Source organism: Methanoculleus caldifontis (assembly GCF_032842345.1).
In the GTDB taxonomy this organism is placed as follows: Archaea; Halobacteriota; Methanomicrobia; order Methanomicrobiales; family Methanoculleaceae; genus Methanoculleus; species Methanoculleus caldifontis.
In genome coordinates this window covers 200692-219679 of record NZ_WBKO01000001.1, presented here as the reverse complement: position 1 = coordinate 219679, position 18988 = coordinate 200692, and the positions used below count along the sequence as shown (strand labels likewise).

18 protein-coding genes are annotated in these 18988 nt (G+C 64.7%); 8 read left to right on the top strand and 10 right to left on the bottom strand.

Translation table 11 applies throughout. From position 1 onward, the window contains the following. Positions 1–49: 49 nt before the first annotated feature. Both F8E02_RS01110 and F8E02_RS01105 read right to left on the bottom strand, forming a co-directional pair. Entirely contained in the window at positions 50–502 is a 453-nt protein-coding gene (locus F8E02_RS01110; RefSeq protein WP_317063595.1) for a UPF0179 family protein, read from the bottom strand. Positions 503–508: 6 nt separating this feature from the next. Next, positions 509–1591: an NAD(P)-dependent glycerol-1-phosphate dehydrogenase gene (locus tag F8E02_RS01105; protein WP_317063594.1), complete on the bottom strand. Its 1083-nt coding sequence runs from the start codon at positions 1589–1591 to the stop codon at positions 509–511. A gap of 11 nt (positions 1592–1602) precedes the next feature. Between F8E02_RS01105 and F8E02_RS01100 the strand changes: the two genes are divergently transcribed. Genes F8E02_RS01100 through proS form a run of 3 tightly spaced genes read left to right on the top strand, consistent with a single transcriptional unit; the run spans position 1603 to position 4474 of the window. Beyond that, a complete protein-coding gene (locus F8E02_RS01100) occupies positions 1603–2448 on the top strand; it encodes a DUF63 family protein (protein WP_317063593.1) in 846 nt (281 codons plus the stop codon). Further along, positions 2441–3007, top strand: coding sequence for a stage II sporulation protein M (locus tag F8E02_RS01095; protein ID WP_317063592.1), 567 nt, complete (start codon positions 2441–2443; stop codon positions 3005–3007). Before F8E02_RS01100 ends, F8E02_RS01095 begins: the two co-directional genes overlap by 8 nt. 33 nt (positions 3008–3040) lie before the next feature. Next, entirely contained in the window at positions 3041–4474 is a 1434-nt protein-coding gene (gene proS / locus F8E02_RS01090) for a proline--tRNA ligase (RefSeq protein ID WP_317063591.1), read from the top strand. A 1-nt stretch (position 4475) separates the two neighbouring features. Here proS and F8E02_RS01085 read toward each other — a convergent pair whose 3' ends face one another. Further along, positions 4476–4931 carry a hypothetical protein gene (locus F8E02_RS01085; RefSeq protein ID WP_317063590.1) on the bottom strand — a complete coding sequence of 152 codons (456 nt, stop codon included), beginning with the start codon at positions 4929–4931 and terminating at the stop codon, positions 4476–4478. Positions 4932–5374: 443 nt separating this feature from the next. Here F8E02_RS01085 and F8E02_RS01080 point away from each other — a divergent pair, with 443 nt between their 5' ends. Next, positions 5375–6295 carry a DUF362 domain-containing protein gene (locus F8E02_RS01080; RefSeq protein ID WP_317063589.1) on the top strand — a complete coding sequence of 307 codons (921 nt, stop codon included), beginning with the start codon at positions 5375–5377 and terminating at the stop codon, positions 6293–6295. A gap of 3 nt (positions 6296–6298) precedes the next feature. Here F8E02_RS01080 and F8E02_RS01075 read toward each other — a convergent pair whose 3' ends face one another. Beyond that, entirely contained in the window at positions 6299–6856 is a 558-nt protein-coding gene (locus tag F8E02_RS01075; RefSeq protein WP_317063588.1) for a manganese efflux pump MntP, read from the bottom strand. Positions 6857–6945: 89 nt separating this feature from the next. Between F8E02_RS01075 and F8E02_RS01070 the strand changes: the two genes are divergently transcribed. After that, the gene (locus F8E02_RS01070; protein WP_394357907.1) at positions 6946–8886 is read left to right on the top strand and encodes an agmatine deiminase family protein; all 1941 of its coding nucleotides are present in this window, start codon (positions 6946–6948) and stop codon (positions 8884–8886) included. Here the strand turns inward: F8E02_RS01070 and F8E02_RS01065 are convergent. The 5 genes from F8E02_RS01065 to F8E02_RS01045 all read right to left on the bottom strand — a co-directional run bounded on the left by F8E02_RS01065 (position 8846) and on the right by F8E02_RS01045 (position 13589). Next, positions 8846–9409, bottom strand: coding sequence for a TMEM175 family protein (locus tag F8E02_RS01065; RefSeq protein WP_317063586.1), 564 nt, complete (start codon positions 9407–9409; stop codon positions 8846–8848). The two genes, F8E02_RS01070 and F8E02_RS01065, sit on opposite strands and share 41 nt — an antisense overlap. A 131-nt stretch (positions 9410–9540) precedes the next feature. Continuing rightward, complete coding sequence (locus F8E02_RS01060; protein WP_317063585.1) at positions 9541–10077, bottom strand: nitroreductase family protein; 537 nt, start codon at positions 10075–10077, stop codon at positions 9541–9543. 178 nt (positions 10078–10255) lie between these two features. Continuing rightward, positions 10256–10996 (bottom strand): SagB/ThcOx family dehydrogenase, encoded by a 741-nt coding sequence (locus F8E02_RS01055; RefSeq protein ID WP_317063584.1) that lies wholly within the window; start codon positions 10994–10996, stop codon positions 10256–10258. Between the two features lie 54 nt (positions 10997–11050). Next, on the bottom strand, positions 11051–12529 hold the full coding sequence (locus F8E02_RS01050) for an MFS transporter (protein ID WP_317063583.1): 1479 nt from the start codon (positions 12527–12529) through the stop codon (positions 11051–11053). 247 nt (positions 12530–12776) lie between these two features. After that, positions 12777–13589, bottom strand: coding sequence for a glucose 1-dehydrogenase (locus F8E02_RS01045; protein WP_317063582.1), 813 nt, complete (start codon positions 13587–13589; stop codon positions 12777–12779). A 226-nt stretch (positions 13590–13815) separates the two neighbouring features. On the opposite strand from F8E02_RS01045, the gene F8E02_RS01040 reads away from it, so the two are divergent. Beyond that, the gene (locus F8E02_RS01040; RefSeq protein WP_317063581.1) at positions 13816–14199 is read left to right on the top strand and encodes a response regulator; all 384 of its coding nucleotides are present in this window, start codon (positions 13816–13818) and stop codon (positions 14197–14199) included. Here F8E02_RS01040 and F8E02_RS01035 read toward each other — a convergent pair. Next, entirely contained in the window at positions 14174–15406 is a 1233-nt protein-coding gene (locus F8E02_RS01035) for a sensor histidine kinase (RefSeq protein WP_317063580.1), read from the bottom strand. The two genes, F8E02_RS01040 and F8E02_RS01035, sit on opposite strands and share 26 nt — an antisense overlap. A gap of 409 nt (positions 15407–15815) precedes the next feature. On the opposite strand from F8E02_RS01035, the gene F8E02_RS01030 reads away from it, so the two are divergent. Continuing rightward, positions 15816–18464, top strand: a complete 2649-nt coding sequence (locus F8E02_RS01030) for a methyl-accepting chemotaxis protein (protein WP_317063579.1) — start codon at positions 15816–15818, stop codon at positions 18462–18464. 14 nt (positions 18465–18478) lie between these two features. Further along, the gene (locus tag F8E02_RS01025; protein ID WP_317063578.1) at positions 18479–18961 is read left to right on the top strand and encodes a chemotaxis protein CheW; all 483 of its coding nucleotides are present in this window, start codon (positions 18479–18481) and stop codon (positions 18959–18961) included. The last annotated feature ends 27 nt before the right edge of the window (positions 18962–18988 follow it).

Below are 18988 nucleotides of genomic sequence, written 5' to 3'. Positions count from 1 at the left end.
CGGCCTCGCATGAGATAACCGTGCAGGGATAAGGTCCTATGCAGCAGCCTCAGACCGGCCGCAGTTCCACCAGTTTCAGCGGCCGGCCCCGTTCGCAGACGTCGGGAGCGTTGCCGAGGACCTCGCCGATGACGTACTTCGCCCCCTCGATGATGCCGTCGGGGCGGCAGAGCCGGTAACTCCGGCAGCCCGTCCGGGGGCACGAGAACTCGTAACTGATCCTCGAGTTCGCGATCGCCATATCGGCGCCGATCAGCGCTACGATCGCCGCCTCCGCAACGTCGACCGCGACCGCCGCCCCGTGGTGGACCGGGCAGTCGTGCCGGGTGTTGGTCCGGATCGCGACGACCTGGTATTTCCTGCCCGGTTGCAGGTTGTGGCAGGTCTTACGCACCCTGCAGCCCTCGCACTCCGTGCAGGCGCTTCCCTCGTAGATGAACTCGAGCCCGACCTTTGCGAGCGTCGACCCGATCAGCGTCACCTTTGTCTTCTCTTTTGCCATCTCGTCTCACTCCCGGTAGAGCATCTTCACGAGGTCCCGTGCGGACTCCCTCGTCAACCCCATGTCGAGGATCGTAAACCGTTCCGGTCGGATCGTCCGGGCGGCGAGCAGCGCCTCCACGGCCGTCTCGTCGTCGACGCCGATCCCGGCAGGGGTGGTCGGCGCACCGACCTTCTTCAACGAATCCCGGATCCCTCTCCAGTCCCCGCCGTGGAGATACATCGTGATGATCGCCCCGATACCGCACTTCTCCCCGTGCAGGCCCTTCTCCGGGGCGAGCCGGTCCAGTGCGTGGGAGAACTTGTGTTCGCCGCCGCTCCCGGGCCGCGACGACCCCGCGATGCTCATCGCGACGCCTGAGGAGACCAGCGCTTTCGTCACGATCCAGGCGCTCTCCTCGGAGTGTGGTTTGATGAGGTCGGCGTTCTTAAAGAGGATCTCGGCGGTCATCCGCGAGAGCGTCAGCGCGTACTCCGAGAGCGGCTCCCCCCTGAGGCGGTGGGAGAGTTCCCAGTCGAGGATCGCCGTATAGTTTGCCATGATATCCGCACACCCGGCCGCGAGCAGCCGGTGGGGTGCCGATGCGATGACGGCGGTATCGGCGATGACGGCGACCGGCGGTTCCGCCGCGAGCGAAACGTTCCCGTCGGCGGTCGGGACCGAGGCCCTCGACGAGGCGATGCCGTCGTGGGATGCGGCGGTCGGGACGCTGATGAAGTGGCGGTCGGTGTTGTAGGAGGCGATCTTCGCCATATCGATGACCCGGCCTCCGCCGACGCCGATGACGAACGCGGCCTCTGCCGCTGCGGCCTCGGCCTTCTTGATCGTCTCGAAGGGGTCGCCGCCTCCGGCGGCAAACGTCGTGACGTCGTAGGAGGCGGCAAGGAGGGCCTCGACCCTCTTCCCCGCGATGTCCCGTGTTTTATCGCCGGTGATGACGAGCGCAGAGTCACCAAGGGAGAGGTCCTCACAGACCGCAGGGATCTGCTCGATGACGCCGTGACCGATGACGACGTCGCGGGGGAGCTGCATCCACTTCGATTTGTCGAAGACCTTGGCTCTGAGTAGGTTTATGCCGTCTGCGCTCATTCAGATCAGTAATGATTAGGGAGTTCCTCTACAAATACTACATCGATCCCATCCGTTACGGTGAGGCGTATACGCTTGTCGATACGCTGACCTATGCCCTGATCCTCATCGTTGCGGTCTATCTCGTCTACCGGGGGCTCCAGCGGTACAGGATCGCCGTCGACGGCGAGCTTGTCCTCGCGACCCTCCCCTTCGTCGTTCTCGGCGGCCTCCTCAGAGTCGTCGAGGATACCGGGATGATCACCTCCGATCTCCGGTTTCTCCTGATCACGCCCCTGATCTTCTTCACGATCTTCGCGATTGCGGCGATCGCCCTCTTCACCGGGAAACTCGCGGAGAACGCGGGGCTGGTCGCCCGCTACAGCCGGGTCTACGGGGGAGCGGGCATCGTCGCCTGCCTCCTCTCCGGAGCGGCACTCGTCTGGTTCGGCCTCACCGAGTCGACGATCGCGCTCGACGTCCTCGCCATCATCCTCGTCCTCGCCACGGTCACGTCGGTTGCCTTCTGGGCGTTCCTGGTCTACGTGCTGAAGTGGGATTACGCCTCGAACATCCTCTACAAACTCCTCATCTTCGGGCACCTGCTCGACGCGAGCGCGACCAGTTACGGTATCGACATCCACCCCATTCAGTATGTGGAGCAGCACGTCGTGGGCGGCGCCCTGATCGAGGCGACCGGGACCGCGTTCTCGATGTTCCTCCTCAAGATCGCAGTCCTCCTCCCTGCAATCTACGTCCTCGAGCTGTACCGGCGGGAGGGGAATTCGGGGCTCTGGCACCTCATCCTCCTCGCCATGATCGTCGTCGGCATGGCGCCCGGGATCCGGGGCCTGATGCGGATGGTGCTCCATGTCTGAGGACTCACCCCTCCGGGCCGCGGTCTTTGCGGCTGCGGTCTTTGCCGTCTCGGTCGGGATCGGCGTCGCCGTCGTGGCCGGTAATCCCTCGATCGGTGCGGAGATGATGACTCTCTTCAGCGAGGAGGTCGTGGCCGGCCTCCTCTCCGACTCCGCGGCGGTCCTTGCGGGGAAACTCTTCCTGAATAACCTCGGCGTCTGTCTCATCCTCTTCCTCGGGGGAGCGTCGTTCGGCGTGGTCACGGGGCTCGTCCTCGCGGTCAACGGGCTCCTGATCGGCATGGTGACGGAGGTCGTCCGGCAGGAGCACGGTCTCCTCTACATCGCTGCGGCGCTCGCACCGCACGGGATCTTCGAGATCCCCGCCTTCCTCGTCGCAGGGGGTCTCGGCCTCCTCCTCGGGAAGGAACTCCTCGCCGAGTGGTACGGGAGGGGCGACGCCGCCGGTCGGGCGGTGCCTCTCGCCGGCCTCTTTCTCCGGACGGTCGTCCCTCTCCTCGTGCTTGCGGCGGTCGTGGAGGCATTTATTACGCCGGCAGTCCTAAGTATGATAGCTTAGGGCAATAGTCACAATTTTTGAGGTACGAGACGGATGGAAGAAGATACAGGCGTACTTCCCCGGAAAGAGAGTTTTTCCGAGTGGTACAACGAGGTTCTCTGGCGAGCCGAGATCATGGACGTCCGCTACCCGGTCAAGGGGCTCTACGTCTGGTATCCCCACGGGTTCGGCATCAGGAAACGTGCATACGGGATACTGCGGGACCTGATGGACCGCGACCACGCCGAGACGATGTTCCCTCTCCTGATCCCCAAGACCGAGTTCATGAAGGAGGCCGAGCACATCAAGGGCTTCGAGGACGAGGTCTACTGGGTCACTCACGGCGGCACGAGCGAGCTCGACGTGCCGCTCGCCCTCCGCCCCACGAGCGAGACCGCCATCTACCCGATGTACTCGCTCTGGATCCGGTCCCACACGGACCTGCCCCTGAAACTCTACCAGATCGTCAATACGTTCCGCTACGAGACGAAGCACACCCGCCCGCTCATCCGTCTCCGGGAGATCACGTCGTTTAAGGAGGCGCACACCGTCCACGCGACATGGGAGGAGGCGGCGGCCCAGGTCGAGGTCGCGCTCGACCTCTACAAGGAGTTCTACGACAGCCTCCGGGTGCCGGTGATCATCTCCCGCCGCCCGAACTGGGACAAGTTCCCCGGAGCCGACTACACCATCGCGGTCGACACCATCATGCCCGATGGAAAGACGCTCCAGATCGGGACGGCGCACATGCTCGGCGACCACTTCTCCCGCACCTACGATATCACCTATGAGGACGCGAACGGGGAGCGGCAGTACGCCTATCAGACCTGCTACGGGATCTCCGAGCGGTCGATCGCGGCCGTCATAAGCATCCACGGCGACGATAAAGGGCTCGTGCTGCCGCCGGAGGTTGCGCCGATCGAGGTCGTCATCGTCCCGATCATCGTCGGGAAGCGGCGCGACGAGGTGCTCGCGGCGGCGAAGGGACTCGAGGAAGAGCTCCGGAACGCTCGCTTCGCCGTGAAACTGGACGACCGGGATATGCGGCCGGGCGCGAAGTACTACCACTGGGAGATGCGTGGCGTCCCGCTCCGGGTCGAGATCGGGCCCCGCGACATCGACGCGAACACGGTCGTCGCCGTCACCCGGACGGGCAAAAAGATCACGCTCGATCGCCGCGGCGTCGTCGAGGGAGTCAACTCCGTCCTTGCAGAGTTCGGCGAAGAGATGGGCCGGGCGGCGCACCAGGCGATGGCCGATAAGATCGTCGTTGCGGCGACGCTCGAGGAGGCCGCGGCAGCGGTGAAGACAGGCGTTGCGGTCGTTCACTGGTGCGGGTCGCAGGAGTGTGCAGAAAAGATCGAGGCGGCGGTGGATGCGAGCATCCTCGGGTCCGATATCCGTTCGGACCTGATCACCGTCTCGGACGGCCCGTGCATCGCCTGTGGCGGGAAGGGCACGTCGGCTCTCGTCGCCCGGACCTACTGATTCAGCAGGACGGGCAGGTATACGTTTTTGGGTGGTCGGGGGACGAGATGTCCCCGGAGATCACCGCTTTTCCGCCGGAGAAGAATATCCGGCCGCATTTTGCGCACCGTTTCGGGACCAGCCGCTCCCAGCGGCTCATGGGAACTTCCAGAGAGAACTGCATCGTCTCCGCGTCGGCGGGGTTGCACTGGGTGAGCTCCTCGTACCGGGAGAGGACCTGCATGACCTGGAACGGGCTTGCTCCCCTGTTGCAGAACCGCTTGAAGACGAAGAGCTGGAAGATCATCCATCCCAGGTCGGAGCGTTCGAGGGTCTCCTCGTATTCGCTGCACGTCCCGTCATCTTCATCGAGGGAATACCCACAGAGGGGGCAGCGCCCGCCCACGAGTTCGTCCAGGAAGACCTCTTCATGGCAGCTCGGACAGGTGGTGTGGGGGGTATGCATTCTGGAAGTCATGGTTGTAATAGCCTCATAACCTTCTACCCTTCGGGGGCGCCCGACCTGCGCCGGGCACCTCCGAAAGTATTCCACGCCGGATGCGCGGTCTCTACGATGTCCTGAGGTTTTACTACGTATTGCGCTCGGTGTGCTCTTATACGTGTCGAATGTGGCGTCCGGGTCGCGCCTTTCTGCGGCGTTCGATCTCCTGCGCGTCCGGGATGGCGGGTGCGCCGGTGCCGGTCTGCGGTCCTCTCTCCCCCCGCAGGGCGCCGTTTCCCGTACCATCCCTGCCCGCCCTCCCGCGCTCCACGGGGGAGGAGGGCCGGCGGGACCCGCGGCCCCGGCTCTCCTCTCCGTGGAAGTGCAAATCCCTTGCGCCAGCCGCGTTTGCTGCATCGGGGCATGATACGGGCCGGGCAGCGTTCAGTTTTTATATCTTGGCGGGGCACTCTGCGCGCATGGCATCTCCAGCGGCATCTGAAGTCTACATCGTCGAGGCATCCGATCGCGATCACGCCGCGAAGGCGCTCTGGAGCGAGGCGGGGTTGCCCTCGCTCGACGGAAAGGCGGTCGCGGTCAAGGCGAACTTCAACAGCGACGACCCGTTCCCCGCGACGACCCACCCCGAGATGCTGGAAGCACTCCTCGGCCGGATCCGCGATGCCGGTGCCCGGTCGGTCCTGCTCGGCGAGCGGAGCGGGATGGGAAAGACCGCCGCGGTGCTGAAGAACCGGGGCGCTGTCGATCTTGCAGGCCGGGCGGGGGCGGAGGTGGCGGTGCTCGACGATCTCGGCCCTGAAGGGTGGGAGGCGGTCCCGCCGGACGGGCTCCACTGGGAGCGGGGATTCCTGGTCGCCCGGGTCTTTTCGGAGGCGGATGCGGTGATCCAGACCTGCTGCTTGAAGACTCACCGTTTCGGCGGGCATGTCTCCCTCTCCCTGAAGAACACGGTCGGGGCCGTGGCGGCGCGGGACCCCGCGACCGGCTACAACTACATGGCGGAACTCCACTCGTCGCCGCACCAGAGGAGGATGGTCGCCGAGATCAACCGGTTCGTTCCCTGCGACCTCGCCGTCATGGACGCGACGGAGGGGTTCTCGAAGGGGGGGCCCGAGCGGGGCGAGCGCATCGCCCCGAACGTCATCCTCGCGAGCACCGACCGCATAGCCCTCGACGCCGCCGGGATCGCCCTCCTCCGGCTCTACGGCTCGACGCCGGAGGTGATGGGAGGCCGGATCTTTGAGGCGGACCAGATCGCCCGGGCCGCCGAACTCGGCATCGGGGTCCGTTCGGCAGAGGATCTCAGGCTGGTCGCGCTCGACTCCGAGAGCAAAGATCTCGTCCTCGATATGCGGCGGATCCTCGACGAGACCGTGTAAGCCTCAGAGGATCTGGTGCTCAACGAGGATCCGGAGACCGATCCCGATCAGGATGATGCCGCCGAAGATCCCGGCTTTCCGCCCCAGGAGGCCGCCGAACGAACTCCCGATCAGGACGCCCGCGGCGGAGATGGCAAAGGTTACAACCCCGATCGTGACCGCAGGGACGAGGATCGGGGTCTCGAGGAAGGCGAAGGTGGCGCCGACGGCGAGGGCATCGATGCTGGTCGCGACGGCGAGGAGGAGGAGGACGGCCGCTCCGTTCTCGAACCGGACGCTCTCGCCGTCGCCCCGCACCGCCTCAACGATCATCTTCCCGCCGATGAGGGCGAGGAGCAGAAAGGCTATCCAGGGGGCGTAGGCCTCGGTGAACGAGGCGAGGCCCGTCCCGCCGAGCCAGCCGAGCACTGGCATCCCCATCTGGAACCCGCCGAAGAGCGCTCCGATGACGAGCGCCCACCTGACCCGGCCTTCCCTGATCGCGGCCCCGCCGCTGATCGAGACGGCCAGCGCATCCATAGCAAGCCCGACGGCGACGAGGAGGGTTGTCGCGAAATCCATTCTTCCCGATAATTGGAGGCGGTCCGGGATAACGGTATGCTCATAGGTTGCTATAAAACGCTGAAGTGCCCTACGGATACGGAGAGATGATGGAGATGAGCACACAGAAGATCGGCCTCATCCAGGCGGCGGTGGGCGACGACCCCGACCGTAACCTGGCCCACACCCTGGAGCTTGCGCGACAGGCTATCGCCGGGGGTGCCCGGATCCTCTGCCTGCAGGAACTCTACCGGGTCCCCTACTTCCCGCAGTACGAGGATACCGACGCCTCTCGCTATGCGGAGACGATCCCGGGCCCTTCGACGGAAGCCTTCGCGGCGCTCGCCCGGGAGCACGGCGTGGTGGTCGTCGTCCCGGTCTACGAGCGGACCGGGTCGGGCGAGTATTACAACGCGGCGGTGGTGATCGATGCGGACGGGCGGCTCCTCCCGGCCTACCGGAAGGTGCATATCCCCTTCGACCCGCTCTTCTACGAGAAGTCCTACTTCCGGGCCGGGGACCATTACCGGGTCTACGAGACCTGTTACGCCCGGATCGCCGTGCTCATCTGCTACGACCAGTGGTTCCCGGAGGCCGCGAGGGCGGCCGCGCTCAGGGGTGCAGAGATCATCTTCTACCCGACCGCCATCGGCCGGATCGCCGGGGAGGAGCCGCCCGAGGGGGACTGGCGCGAGGCGTGGGAGACGGTGCAGCGGGGCCACGCGATAGCAAACAGCGTCCACGTCGCCGCCGTCAACCGGGTGGGCGACGAGGGCGAGATCCGGTTCTTCGGGAGTTCGTTCGTCGCCGACGCCTTCGGAAACATCCTCGCCCGGGCGAGCGGGACCGACGAGGAGGTCCTCGTCGTCGAGGTCGACCTCTCGATGAACCGGAGCGTCCGGGAAGGCTGGGGCTTCTTCCGGAACCGGCGGCCGGAGACCTATGGTGCGCTCACCCGGAGGCTCCCGCCGGGCAGGACCCCTGCGGGGTCCGGCTATCGTATGCCGGCGGAGTGGGAGCCGCACGACGCCGTCTGGCTCTCCTGGCCCCACGACCGCGAGACGTTCGCCAACCTCGCCGGCGTGGAGCGGGCCTACATCGAGATCATCGCGGCGCTCCGGGGCTCCGAGACCGTCGACCTCCTCGTCACCAATGAAGCGATGCGGACCCGGATCGAGGCGATGCTCGAGGAAGAGGGCGTCGATACGAGGGGCGTCAGGTTCCATATCGCCGACTACGTCGACGTCTGGTTCCGCGACTACGGGCCGACGTTCGTGGTCAACAGAAAGACCGGAGACCTCGCGATGGTCGACTGGACGTTCAACGCCTGGGGGGAGAAGTATCCCGAACTCATGAGGGATACCGGGATCCCGCTCTTCATGAACCGCGAGATGGGTCTCTCCGTCTTTTCGCCAGGGATCGTCCTTGAGGGCGGTTCGATCGAGGTGAACGGCTGCGGCACGGTGATCGTGACGGAGGCCTGCCTCTTAAACCCGAACCGGAACCCGCACCTCTCGCGGGCGGAGGTCGAAGGCTACCTGGAGGCCTACCTCGGCGCCGGCCATATCATATGGCTCAGGCACGGCATCGCCGGCGACGACACCGACGGCCACATCGACGACATCGTCCGGTTCGTGGACGAACGAACCGTCCTCTGCGCCGTCGAGGAGAACGAGGACGACGAGAACTACGCCGTCCTGCAGGAGAACCTCGCCGTCCTCCGGTCCTCGACCGACCAGGACGGCAACCCCCTCAGGGTCGTCCCGCTCCCGATGCCGGGGAAGGTCGGCGGCGAGGAGCGGCTGCCGGCGAGTTACGCGAACTTCTATATCGGCAACACTGTCGTGCTGGTGCCGGTCTTCGGACACCCCAACGACGAGGTCGCGCTCGCCCGGATCCGGGGGTTCTTCCCGGACCGCGAGGTCGTCGGGATCGACTGCACGGCGATGGTCGAGGGGTTCGGCGCGATCCACTGCATCAGCCAGCAGCAGCCGTCGGCCGTGCCGGACCTCACCTGCCCTGCGGCAGAAACACCATCACGAAGGGAATGAGCGCGTAGAGCACCGTGCTCCAGGTCCAGCCGGCGAGGGCAAGCAGGATCGCGACGGCGGAGACGGCCGGGACCACCGCTACCCGCTGGTTTACGCGCATCACGTCGGTGCCGGACTGGACGAGCCGCCCCCTGTTCACGGCATACCACCACTGCGCGGCGAAGAACAGGCCGATGAGGAGGAGGTTTGCCTCGAAGACGACCGCCGCGAAGGGCTCGTCAGGGTAGTCGCCGATGAGGTTGACGGAGAAGGGGACCAGCGTGACGAACATCAGCGTGGCGATGTTGAGCCAGAGGAAGCGGCGGTCGATATGCCGGAGCCGGTCCACCTGGGCGTGATGGGCTATCCAGAAGGAAGCGAGGATGAAGAACGCGAGGAAGTAGTGGTAGAGGTCGGGAGCAAGGTCGGCAAGCATCGCCACGACGGTGATGTTGGAGGAGTTCTGGATGCCTGCCGGGACGTCGAGGCTGAGGACCAGAAGAGTCATGGCGATGGCGAATATCCCGTCGGTGAGCGCCTCCATTCTGTTCTTCGGAAAGCCGAATGGTGAACCGGCTTCCCGGCCGGTTTCGTCTCCCTGCTCCGTCTGCACGGATCCCTGTTGGAGGGCCGGCCTGATAAGGGATGAGCATTTGCGTCCGGCAGAGGGAGCCGTCACCAGGCGTTCCGGTGGACCCGGTCCTCGCGATAGCGGTCGATAGGCGGCAGGCGTACGGCCGGGTGACCGACGGTGACGAGGGCGAAGGGTGCGATCTCCCTCTGGGACGGAGCTTGAGCACCGGCGCCCGGGAGCGAGAAGAGGTTTGCGAACCCGAGCATCCGGTCGGGGTCCGGGTAGACGGCGGTCCAGACGGCGCCGAGACCGAGGGCGTGGGCGGCGAGGAGGAGGTTCTCCGTCGCCGCGGCGCAGCCCTGGACCGCAAGATCGGCCCCCTCCGGGAGGTGCAGGTCGGCGCAAACGAGGACCGCGAGCGGTGCGGGGGTGCGGACCTCCACGTAGGGGCTGATCGCCGGGACGGCATCGAGGATATGGGGGTCGTCGATGACGATGAAGTGCCAGGGGGGCTCGCCCCCGGCAAACGGGGCCTGCATCGCGGCGGCGAGGAGTTGCCTCACCGTCCCGGCCGGCACCGGGCGGTCGGTGTACTCCCGCACGCTCCGCCGGGTCATGATCACTTCGAGGGTGTCCATGTGCCGCCCTCTGGCCGGCCGGTGACTTCAATCATTCGCTGGAGTTCCGTTCGCGGCTCCATATTGTGAACGGTATATTTGCATGGTCAACCTCACGCGAAGCCGCGAAAAGACGCGAAGTCCATCGTTAGCAGTCACACCCTTTCGCGGACTTCGCGGCTTCGCGTGCGCTGATCCCTCAAGTCCCCGGACCGGGGTGCCCCACCGGCATGAGGTAGAGCGGCACGGTCCCTTCGGGGGGTGCGAGGATCTCCCCGACCTCGCCCTCGTCGAAGGCGGCGATCGCGACGGTACCGAGTCCGAGCGCCTCAGCCTGGAGGTAGACGTTCTCCGCGGCATGCCCAACCTCCATCTCGACGTAGCGCATCCCCCGCTCACCGTACCTCTCAATCGTCCTGTCCGGGACCGCGGCGATGACGATGGTTGCCGGTGCATCCCCGACGGAAGTCTGGCTCGCGGCCGCCGCCTGGAGATCGGCCCGCCGGTCCCCGTTGCCGACCCGGAGGAGCAGGTGCTCGCCGGGCCGGTAATGGTAGACCCCCGGCTCAATTCCTTCAACACTGCCCGCGACGACATAGACCTCCAGGGGGTAGAGGGCGCCGGCGGAGGGAGCGGTCCGGTGGCCCTCATCATCCGTGACCCCCTGTGCCGCCCAGAGGAGCTGGCCGACGTCGGCGAGCGCGAGCGGCAGGTCGGCGTAACTCCGGACAGACCGCCGCTCTCTCAGCGCCTCCTCGACGGAGACGCCGCTCTCAAACCGGGGCTCCGGGAGGGTGACTCCTCCCTCCGCCGTTCCCGGCGTGCTGTTCCCGTCGAGCGTCCGGAAAGCGCCTGCGCACCCGGAGACGAGCACCCCTGCGAGGAGTATCGCGACGGCGAGGCCCGCGATCCAGCCCTTCCCGCCCATGATCCTGTTCACCGGTACGGGGCTATGGATGGCGGGGGCATGAAGGTATCGGAGCGCCGCCTCTCCCTACCGCCGCTTCTTCCGCTGGCTCCTGAGAGCCGAGAAGGGGAACTTCACCAGGTCGCGGAGGCCCCCGGCCGGGGAGAAGTTCCGCATGTCCCGCCTGACTCCCGCGATCAGTTCGTCGACGACCTCCTGCTCCTTCGCCTCCCCTTCCTCCTGCACCACCGTCAGGCGGTGGAGCGAGTAGAGGCCGAGGAGGAAGGCGAAGAGGAAGAAGAACTCCCACTGCTGGATGTCGAGGGTGACGAAGACGAGTTCCTGCACCGGGTCCCTCCAGATCAGGGTCCAGATGAGTTCCCGCTCCGCGAAGAAGTCCACGAAGAGCCCGCCGAGGATCGGGGCGACCCCTGCGGCGACCGAGTTGACGAAGGTGCTCGCCGCAAGGTAACTGGTCGCCTGGCCCTGCGGGGCCATCTTGAGGCTGATGTTGCCCGAGGCGAGCGAGACCCCCGCAAGCGAGATCCCCATCAGGATGTGGATGAGGATGAGCAGCGGGTAGGTCAGGGCGTAGATCCCGGGAAGGGTGACGAACATCCACGCGAAGATCGCGAGCATGAAGAGCGGGCCGCTCACCGCGAGGACTGATTTGTTGGAGAACCGGTCGGAGACCCGGCCCCATGACCGGTAGAAGACGATGTTCATGACCTGGCTCAGGACGCCGAGGATGACGACGACCGAGATGTCGAGCCCTATCCGTTGCAGCATGTAGACCGTGAAGAACGGCGCCGCGAGGTTGACGGCGAAGTTCCAGGAGCCGAGAAAGACGATGAGGTTCTTGAAGTTGAGGTCCTGGAAGGGTTTTCTGATGGCGGCGATCAGGCTGTCGTCCCCGCCGTCGACGATCATCTCCGGTTCGGGCGTGCGGGCGAGGAAGATGATCCCGATGAGCCCGGCGATGAGCCCGAAGAGGAAGAGGACCGAGTAGCCGTAGGCGGAGAGGTCAGGAACGACGACGTTCCACGTGTCGATGAAGAAACCGGCGACGAGACTGATGACGAGGGCGATCACCGTGGAGAGGGTCAGCCGCCGGGAGAAGAAGTCGCCGAGCCGGTCCTGCGGTATCAGGTCCCGCATCCACGAGTTCCAGCCGCAGTGGGATATCGCCGAGAACGATGCGTAGAGGGCTATCGATGCGACGAGCACGATGATTCCCTGTCCGGGCGAGAGGAAGAACGGTATCAGGATGATGGGGATCCAGCAGAGACGCGCCGCAAGCGATGCCGTGACGACGACCAGCCTGCGGCTCTGGATGCGGTCGACGATGTAGATGGAGGGTATCTGCAGGAGTCCGGCAAGCGGCGGGATGGCGGCGAGCAGGCCGATGACGGTGTTCGACGCGCCGAGCTGGAGGGCGAACGCTACGAGAAAGATGCCGCCGGTCAGCGTCACCATCGCCTGGGTGGCAAGGCCGTCGCGGATGACGAGTTTCAGGCCGTGGGCGACCTCTTCGTCTGTCAGACTCTCTTTTGCCTCAAAGACCATGCCTTATCGCGCCTCTTCCACTGCTCATGGAACCGTCCCTCGCAGAGACTCCCGTGCCGGGACTCCCGGGGGCGGGCCCGGTATCGAGCGTCCATTTTTAGGGGTTATTGTATAAAAATAGAATTATATTAATTTGTTTGAATAAATTGGGGGCATGCCGGGGATTCCGGCAGGAGCCGGTGCGCGATCCCGGTGGTTTGCGGGGGTCCCGCCCCGCGAGGCCGGGCGGGGTTCGCCCCTGCACCTCCTAACTCCCCGACGACCACGGCGTCCGGAAACCCGGGTAGAGGGTCAGACCGCCGTCCACGTAGATCGTCTGCCCGGTGATGTAGGCGGCCTCGTCGGAGGCGAGGAACGCGAAGACCGCGGCGATCTCCTCGACCTCTCCTGCCCGCCCCATCGGGATATTCTCCTCGACGAGCGCCTTCTTCTCGGGGTCCTCCGCCCACTCCTTATTTATCGGGGTCGCGATCGCGCCGGGGGCGACCGTGTTGACCCGGATCCCTTCCCCGGCGTACTCGAGCGCGAGGGTCCTCCCGAGCGAGCCGAGCCCCGCCTTGCTCGCGGCGTAGGGGGCATACTGCGGTTTTGGGATGATCTCGTGGACCGATGTGTTGTTGAGGATGATGCCGCCGCCCCCGCGGTCGAGGAAGTGCCGCACCGCCTCGCGGGCGCAGAGGAACGCCCCCCGGAGGTTCACCGCGAGGACCCGGTCGTAGTCGTCGGCCGTCATCTCGTGGGTCGGGCTCGCGGTCTGGATGCCGGCGTTGTTGATCAGGATGTCGAGCCGCCCCCAGGCGTCGAGGACCTCCCGGAAGATGCGCCTGACGTCCTCCTCGCGGGAGACGTCCCCCTGGACCAGCATACCCTCGCACCCCTTCTCCCGGGCGAGGCTGCAGGCTTGCCTCGCCTCCCCAAGCGTGATCTCCGCCTCCTTCTCGCCTGAGTGGTAGTTGATGGCGACGTTTGCGCCCTCGTCCGCGAACCTGATCGCCGTCGCCCTGCCGATGCCGGTCGAGCCGCCGGTGATGAGGACGTTCTTCCCTTCCAGTCGCTTCATCCTTCTCACTTCCCGGGCCCGGGCAGCCTGCCCGGACCGGCCCTGTGTGATCCAGAGGAATTATGAAGGTGCCGGGCGGGGAGCATGGGGCCGGGCAGGTCCCTTCCTTCTGATGGAGTATCTCAAAAACAGTAAATAACCCGGGTCCGATATCATTATGCGAGGCCATCGCGCGTGCGGCGGAGCCGGGAGCGGCTGCGCGGCAGGGGCGGGCAGGATGTATAAGATGACCGGAACGGGTGAGGAGACACGGATACTTGTCGTCGAGGACGACGGCATCATCGCACTCGACATGGTGGCGCGGCTCGAAGATCTCGGCTACCGGAGCGTCGCGGTGGCGACGACGGGTGAGGACGCCATCAGGGAGGCCGAGCGGGTGCGGCCGCACCTGATCTTCATGGATATTACGCTCAAAGGCAGCATGGATGGCATTGAGGCGGCGCGGATCATCCGCGACCGTCTCGGCCTCCCGGTCGTCTACGTAACTGCCTACTCGGATCAGTCCGTCAGGAGCAGGGCCGAGGCGACCTCTCCTGCCGGATATGTCCTCAAACCGTTCACCACCGGGGACCTGATCTGCGCGATCAGGCACGCTCTCCAGCCGACGTAACTTCGGGGGGAGGCGTGAGGAGCTCGTCTCCTCCGAAGGTTATCGTCACGATCGTCCCACTGTCCCGTTCGATCGTGATCCGTCCGTTGAGGTACCGCTCGACGAGGAGCCGAACGGTGGAGAGGCCGGGGTTGGTTGTCGCGGCGATTGCGAGCCCGTCCGGGATGCCCACCCCGGTATCCCGGACTCTGACGGTGTATGCGCCCGACTGCTCGCGGTCGATCGTCACCTCCATCGTCCCGGTCATGCTGCCCGGGAATGCGTGCTGAATGACGTTGGTGATGAGTTCGGTGAGGAGGAACCCGGTGAACTGGGCAAGTTCGAGCGGCATCTCGATCTCCGGGGCGCGTACCGTCCAGGCGATCTTCTCCGGGGACACGCCGTAGGTGCCGATGAGGGTGCCGGCGAGGCGGGTCAGGTACTCCTCCATCCTGACGCGGTCGGAGTTCTGCGAGAGGTAGAGGTCCTCGTGGGCGAGGGCGAGGGCGAGGATCTGCTGTTCCGTCGCGCGGATCGCCCCTCTGGCGACGGGATCATTGAGCTGCGAGGTCTGCAGGTGCATGATGCTTGAGGCCGTCTGGAGGGTGTTCCTTATCCGGTAGTGAATCGCGTGAATCAGCGCCTCCTTTTCCTCAAGGGCTTTCTCGAGGCTCCGCGCCGCTTCGACCTCGCGGGTGACGTCCTCGAGAATGACGGTCACGCCCGGAGCTCCGTCTTCGAAGACCACGGGGACGAACTTCGCGCGGAACTGCACGCTGGAACCGTCGCTCTCCCGGTGAATCTCGCATCTGCCCTCATGCCCCCGGAGCGCGGTCCCGGTCATCTTCTCGATCTCCCGGGGGAGGGAGCGTTCCGGGAAGAACACCTCAAACGAACGGCCGGTGATATCGATCCTGCGGGGACAGAATGCAGCCAGAAACGCACCGTTAGCGAGCACGACGCGCAGATGCCGGTCCAGCACCACGATCAGGTCTGAGGTCAGCCCGAGAAGCGCGGAGACCGGTACCCGGTGCGCGAGGGTGTAGAGTTTCGCCGCGGCGACCCGGCGGACTTCGACCTGGCCCGCGGCGTAGAGCATGCTCAGGTACTTCGCAGTCACGTTCCTGCCGATCTCGAGTTCCCGTGAGATCTCAAGGATGCTGAGACCTCGTGGTTCCTGGCGGAGGAGTTTCTTGATCTCTTCAAGCTCCGGTATGGTGTCAGGCATTAGGACTTCCCCTTTTCTGTAGCCTTTCTCTCCTGTTTCCCATAGGGGTGTATGGGACCCCCGGGGTTGGGATCGATTCGCAGAGTCCCGGATCTGAAATATCACTATTCCGGCTGAATATTCAGCTGATCCGATCGACTCCGGGTGGGTATCAATTCACAAGTCATATATATAAAATGAAGCCTATCTGCGATAAGCATACGCACACACATATGCATGCATATGAGCGATGCAAAGCAGGCCAGGCTCTCAGCACTCACCCATACCCACTGACGGCAGAGCAGAGTCGGATAGACTATCCTTACTTCTGAGGCAGATCGCCGTTCCGCTCCCGTACGAGATACTCCTGACCCGTACAGATGCTGCCCGCCCCGGGGCGACATATCGATCCGGGGAGAACCCAAGAAGGATGATCACGATGGAGAGTACGCCGGAACTGTCTGATAACGATACCCTCGACTATGGCAAAGAATGGAGAATAAGCGCCGACCTCATGCGCCTGCTCAAGAGCGCCGCCGGTGGAGAGTTTGAGCCCGGGATGCTTGCCGGCGGGCTTGCCGGCGGCGAGCTGGCGGAAGTTCTCACGAAGATTGCCGATACCCGGGGTTTGATCGACAGGAACCCCCTGCCCATGATCACCGTGGACCGCGATCTCAACTTCATCGACCTCAACAACACGGCGCTCGAACTCTTCGGGTGGAGCCGCGAAGAGGGCCTGCGCCTGAACATCAAGGCCCTCGAGATTCTGGAACTGAAAGGCGAGAGCGTTGCCATCTCCATACGCGAGAAACGCCTCACCTCCGCCGAGGTGAAGATAAGGTGTCCGAAGGGCGTCCTGATCCTCAAGGAGTGGGCAGCACCGCTGTTTGACGCCGCCGGCAGCGTCAGGGGGGCGCACATGGAACTTGTGGACGTCACCCGCGAGAAGAAGGCGGCTGCAAACGTCGCAGCCTGGTATGAGTCGATCCTCGATGCGGTGCCGTTCCCGATCTCGGCTACCGACCTCGATATGAACTGGACGTTCATCAACGAAGCGGCGGAGAGCCTCATCGGCAGGAAGAGGGCGGACGTCCGTGGCAAGTCATGCGCCACCTGGAACACGGGGATCTGCAACACCAAGGACTGCGCCGTCGCCTGCGTGCGGCGGGGCGAGAGCCAGACGTTCTTCGAGATGAACGGCGGCAGGTACCAGGTCGACATATCGTACGTGACGGACGCGGACGGCGAGCCGATGGGCCAGGTCGAGATCATCGAGGAGATCACTGACCGTGCCAGGGTCTCGGAGTACATGGAACGCGAGGTGGATCGTATCGCCGGAAACCTGGAATTGCTTGCCCGCGGCGACCTCAACTTCAATCTCGCGGTCGCCGAGGCTGACGAGTATACTCAGGACCTGCGTAGAAACTTCACTAAGATCGCCGGGAGCCTGGAGAAGGTGAAAGGGGCCATCGGGCTCGTGATCGCCGATACGGAGCGACTGACCCGTGGCGCCGCCGCCGGAAAACTTGACGCCCGCGCTGACCTCGCCAGGCACCAGGGGGACTACCGCTCGATCCTCGAAGGCGTGAACGAAGCTCTCGATGCTTTCATTGATCCGATCGAAGTGACAGCGAATTACATCAACCGGATAGGTCGCGGAGAGATCCCTGAAAAGATCACGGCCGATTACCGGGGCGACTTCAACAAGATCAGGGAGAGCCTGAACCAGTGCATCGACGGCCTTGCCGGACTTGCCGAGGCGGACCGCATCCTGCAGCGGATGGCCGTCAACGATTACACGGTCCGGATGGCCGGGCAATACCAGGGTATCTTCGCGGAGGTCGCCACCGCGGTCAACACGGTCCAGGACCGGGTCAACCATATTGCCGAGATCGTCGAGCGGATCAGCCACGGCGACCTCTCCGACCACGCTGCCCTGGTGAAGGTCGGCCGCCGTTCCGAACAGGACCGGCTTGTCCCGGCGTTCGTCCGGACCCTTGATACGCTCCAGGCCCTGACCGCCGATACGGAACGCCTGACCCGGGCGGCGAAGAAGGGCGACCTGGCTTTACGCGCCGATGCGGCGAAGCACGAAGGGGAGTACCGCAATATTGTGGAGGGAATCAACGAGACGCTGGACACCGTCGTCGTCCCCTTCAAGAAGGTGCAGGGCGCCATCATCCAGCTCGAGAGCAGCACGCAGGACACGAGCAAGAGTTCCGACGAGATCGCGAAGGCAGCCGAACAGGTGGCGGTGACGAGCCAGAAGTGCGCAGACCTCTCAAAGAAGGTCCTTGAACAGATCGAGAATATCGAGGGCCAGATCGCCGACCTCTCCGCCTCGAACGAGGAGATCGCGGGGACGGCGCAGGAGGTGCTCGGTGCGACCAACGAGGCGACACGGAACGGGAGGGAGAGCCTGGAACTCGGTGAGGCCACGAAGAAGAAGATGGCGGTCGTCGAGAAGATCTCGCGGCAGAGCATGGACGAGATCGTCCGGCTCAACGGCCAGATGGCGGAGATAGGGAAGATCGTGAAGCTCATCAACGATATCGCCAACCAGACCAACCTCCTTGCGCTGAACGCCGCGATCGAGGCGGCCCGGGCCGGGGAGCACGGCCGCGGGTTTGCCGTCGTCGCCGGGGAGATCCGGAACCTCGCCGGGGAGTCCAAGCGGGCGAGCCACAACATCGAGGACCTCATCACCTCGATCCTCGACAACAGCAACCAGACCGCAAAGAACATGGAGCAGGTCTACTCGGAGATCGAGAGCGGCGTCGAGAGCGTCAACCAGACCATCGCCGAATTGAAGAAGATCGTCGCCGGAGCCGAGGCGATCAGCGGCGACATGGGTGAGATCGCCCGGGCGATCGAGGGCCAGGCGAACGTCGCGAACCGCGTCGTGCAGGCGATGGACGAGGGGGCCCGCCTGACCAAGGAGACTCAGGCGCAGGTGGAGGACCTGGCGTCGCTCTCCGAGGAGGCGAGTGCTTCGACCGAGGAGATCGGCAGCGCCGCGCACGAGCTCAACAGCATGGCACGCGACCTCAAGGAGACCATGCAGCGGTTCTCCTTCTAGGGCAGGTGTCGCGAATGGCAACCATGGGTGTTGTTGAGTTCCAGATCGGGGGTTCCCTCTATGCCCTCGATATCGGCCTCGCGCGGGAGATCGTCGAGATGATGCCGATCACGCCGCTGCCGAGGGCGCCGCCCTACCTGGAAGGGATCATGAACCTCCGCGGCGAGATCACGAACATCGTCAACCTCTCGGAGATGCTGGGCCTCTCCGGGCAGGGGGCCGGCGAGAGCCAGAAGATCATCGTGCTCGCCCCCGAGGCCTCCGGCGGGTCGAACGTCGGGATCGTCGTCGACGACGTCCACAGCGTCATCCAGGTCACGGAGGCCGATGTCGAGCGGATGGACGAGGCGATCTCCAGAGAGGCCTACATGAAGGGGATCATCAAGCTGCAGGGCAGCGATAGCCTCGATAAGGAGAGGAAGGCAGACAAAGATCTCATAATCTGGATCGATATCCAGAAAATCCTTGACGACCTACTGAGATGCAGGGATGCTTGATTGAGGGAGATGGGGCAGTGCCGGTCT

What these genes read in the sequence shown, in the direction of transcription:
- F8E02_RS01110 (WP_317063595.1), bottom strand. Translation starts at nt 502, where the DNA reads ATGGCAAAAGAGAAGACAAAGGTGACGCTGATCGGGTCGACGCTCGCA.
- F8E02_RS01105 (WP_317063594.1), bottom strand. Translation starts at nt 1,591, where the DNA reads ATGAGCGCAGACGGCATAAACCTACTCAGAGCCAAGGTCTTCGACAAA.
- F8E02_RS01100 (WP_317063593.1), top strand. Translation starts at nt 1,603, where the DNA reads ATGATTAGGGAGTTCCTCTACAAATACTACATCGATCCCATCCGTTAC.
- F8E02_RS01095 (WP_317063592.1), top strand. Translation starts at nt 2,441, where the DNA reads ATGTCTGAGGACTCACCCCTCCGGGCCGCGGTCTTTGCGGCTGCGGTC.
- proS (WP_317063591.1), top strand. Translation starts at nt 3,041, where the DNA reads ATGGAAGAAGATACAGGCGTACTTCCCCGGAAAGAGAGTTTTTCCGAG.
- F8E02_RS01085 (WP_317063590.1), bottom strand. Translation starts at nt 4,931, where the DNA reads ATGACTTCCAGAATGCATACCCCCCACACCACCTGTCCGAGCTGCCAT.
- F8E02_RS01080 (WP_317063589.1), top strand. Translation starts at nt 5,375, where the DNA reads ATGGCATCTCCAGCGGCATCTGAAGTCTACATCGTCGAGGCATCCGAT.
- F8E02_RS01075 (WP_317063588.1), bottom strand. Translation starts at nt 6,856, where the DNA reads ATGGATTTCGCGACAACCCTCCTCGTCGCCGTCGGGCTTGCTATGGAT.
- F8E02_RS01070 (WP_394357907.1), top strand. Translation starts at nt 6,946, where the DNA reads ATGGAGATGAGCACACAGAAGATCGGCCTCATCCAGGCGGCGGTGGGC.
- F8E02_RS01065 (WP_317063586.1), bottom strand. Translation starts at nt 9,409, where the DNA reads ATGGAGGCGCTCACCGACGGGATATTCGCCATCGCCATGACTCTTCTG.
- F8E02_RS01060 (WP_317063585.1), bottom strand. Translation starts at nt 10,077, where the DNA reads ATGGACACCCTCGAAGTGATCATGACCCGGCGGAGCGTGCGGGAGTAC.
- F8E02_RS01050 (WP_317063583.1), bottom strand. Translation starts at nt 12,529, where the DNA reads ATGGTCTTTGAGGCAAAAGAGAGTCTGACAGACGAAGAGGTCGCCCAC.
- F8E02_RS01045 (WP_317063582.1), bottom strand. Translation starts at nt 13,589, where the DNA reads ATGAAGCGACTGGAAGGGAAGAACGTCCTCATCACCGGCGGCTCGACC.
- F8E02_RS01040 (WP_317063581.1), top strand. Translation starts at nt 13,816, where the DNA reads ATGACCGGAACGGGTGAGGAGACACGGATACTTGTCGTCGAGGACGAC.
- F8E02_RS01035 (WP_317063580.1), bottom strand. Translation starts at nt 15,406, where the DNA reads ATGCCTGACACCATACCGGAGCTTGAAGAGATCAAGAAACTCCTCCGC.
- F8E02_RS01030 (WP_317063579.1), top strand. Translation starts at nt 15,816, where the DNA reads ATGATCACGATGGAGAGTACGCCGGAACTGTCTGATAACGATACCCTC.
- F8E02_RS01025 (WP_317063578.1), top strand. Translation starts at nt 18,479, where the DNA reads ATGGCAACCATGGGTGTTGTTGAGTTCCAGATCGGGGGTTCCCTCTAT.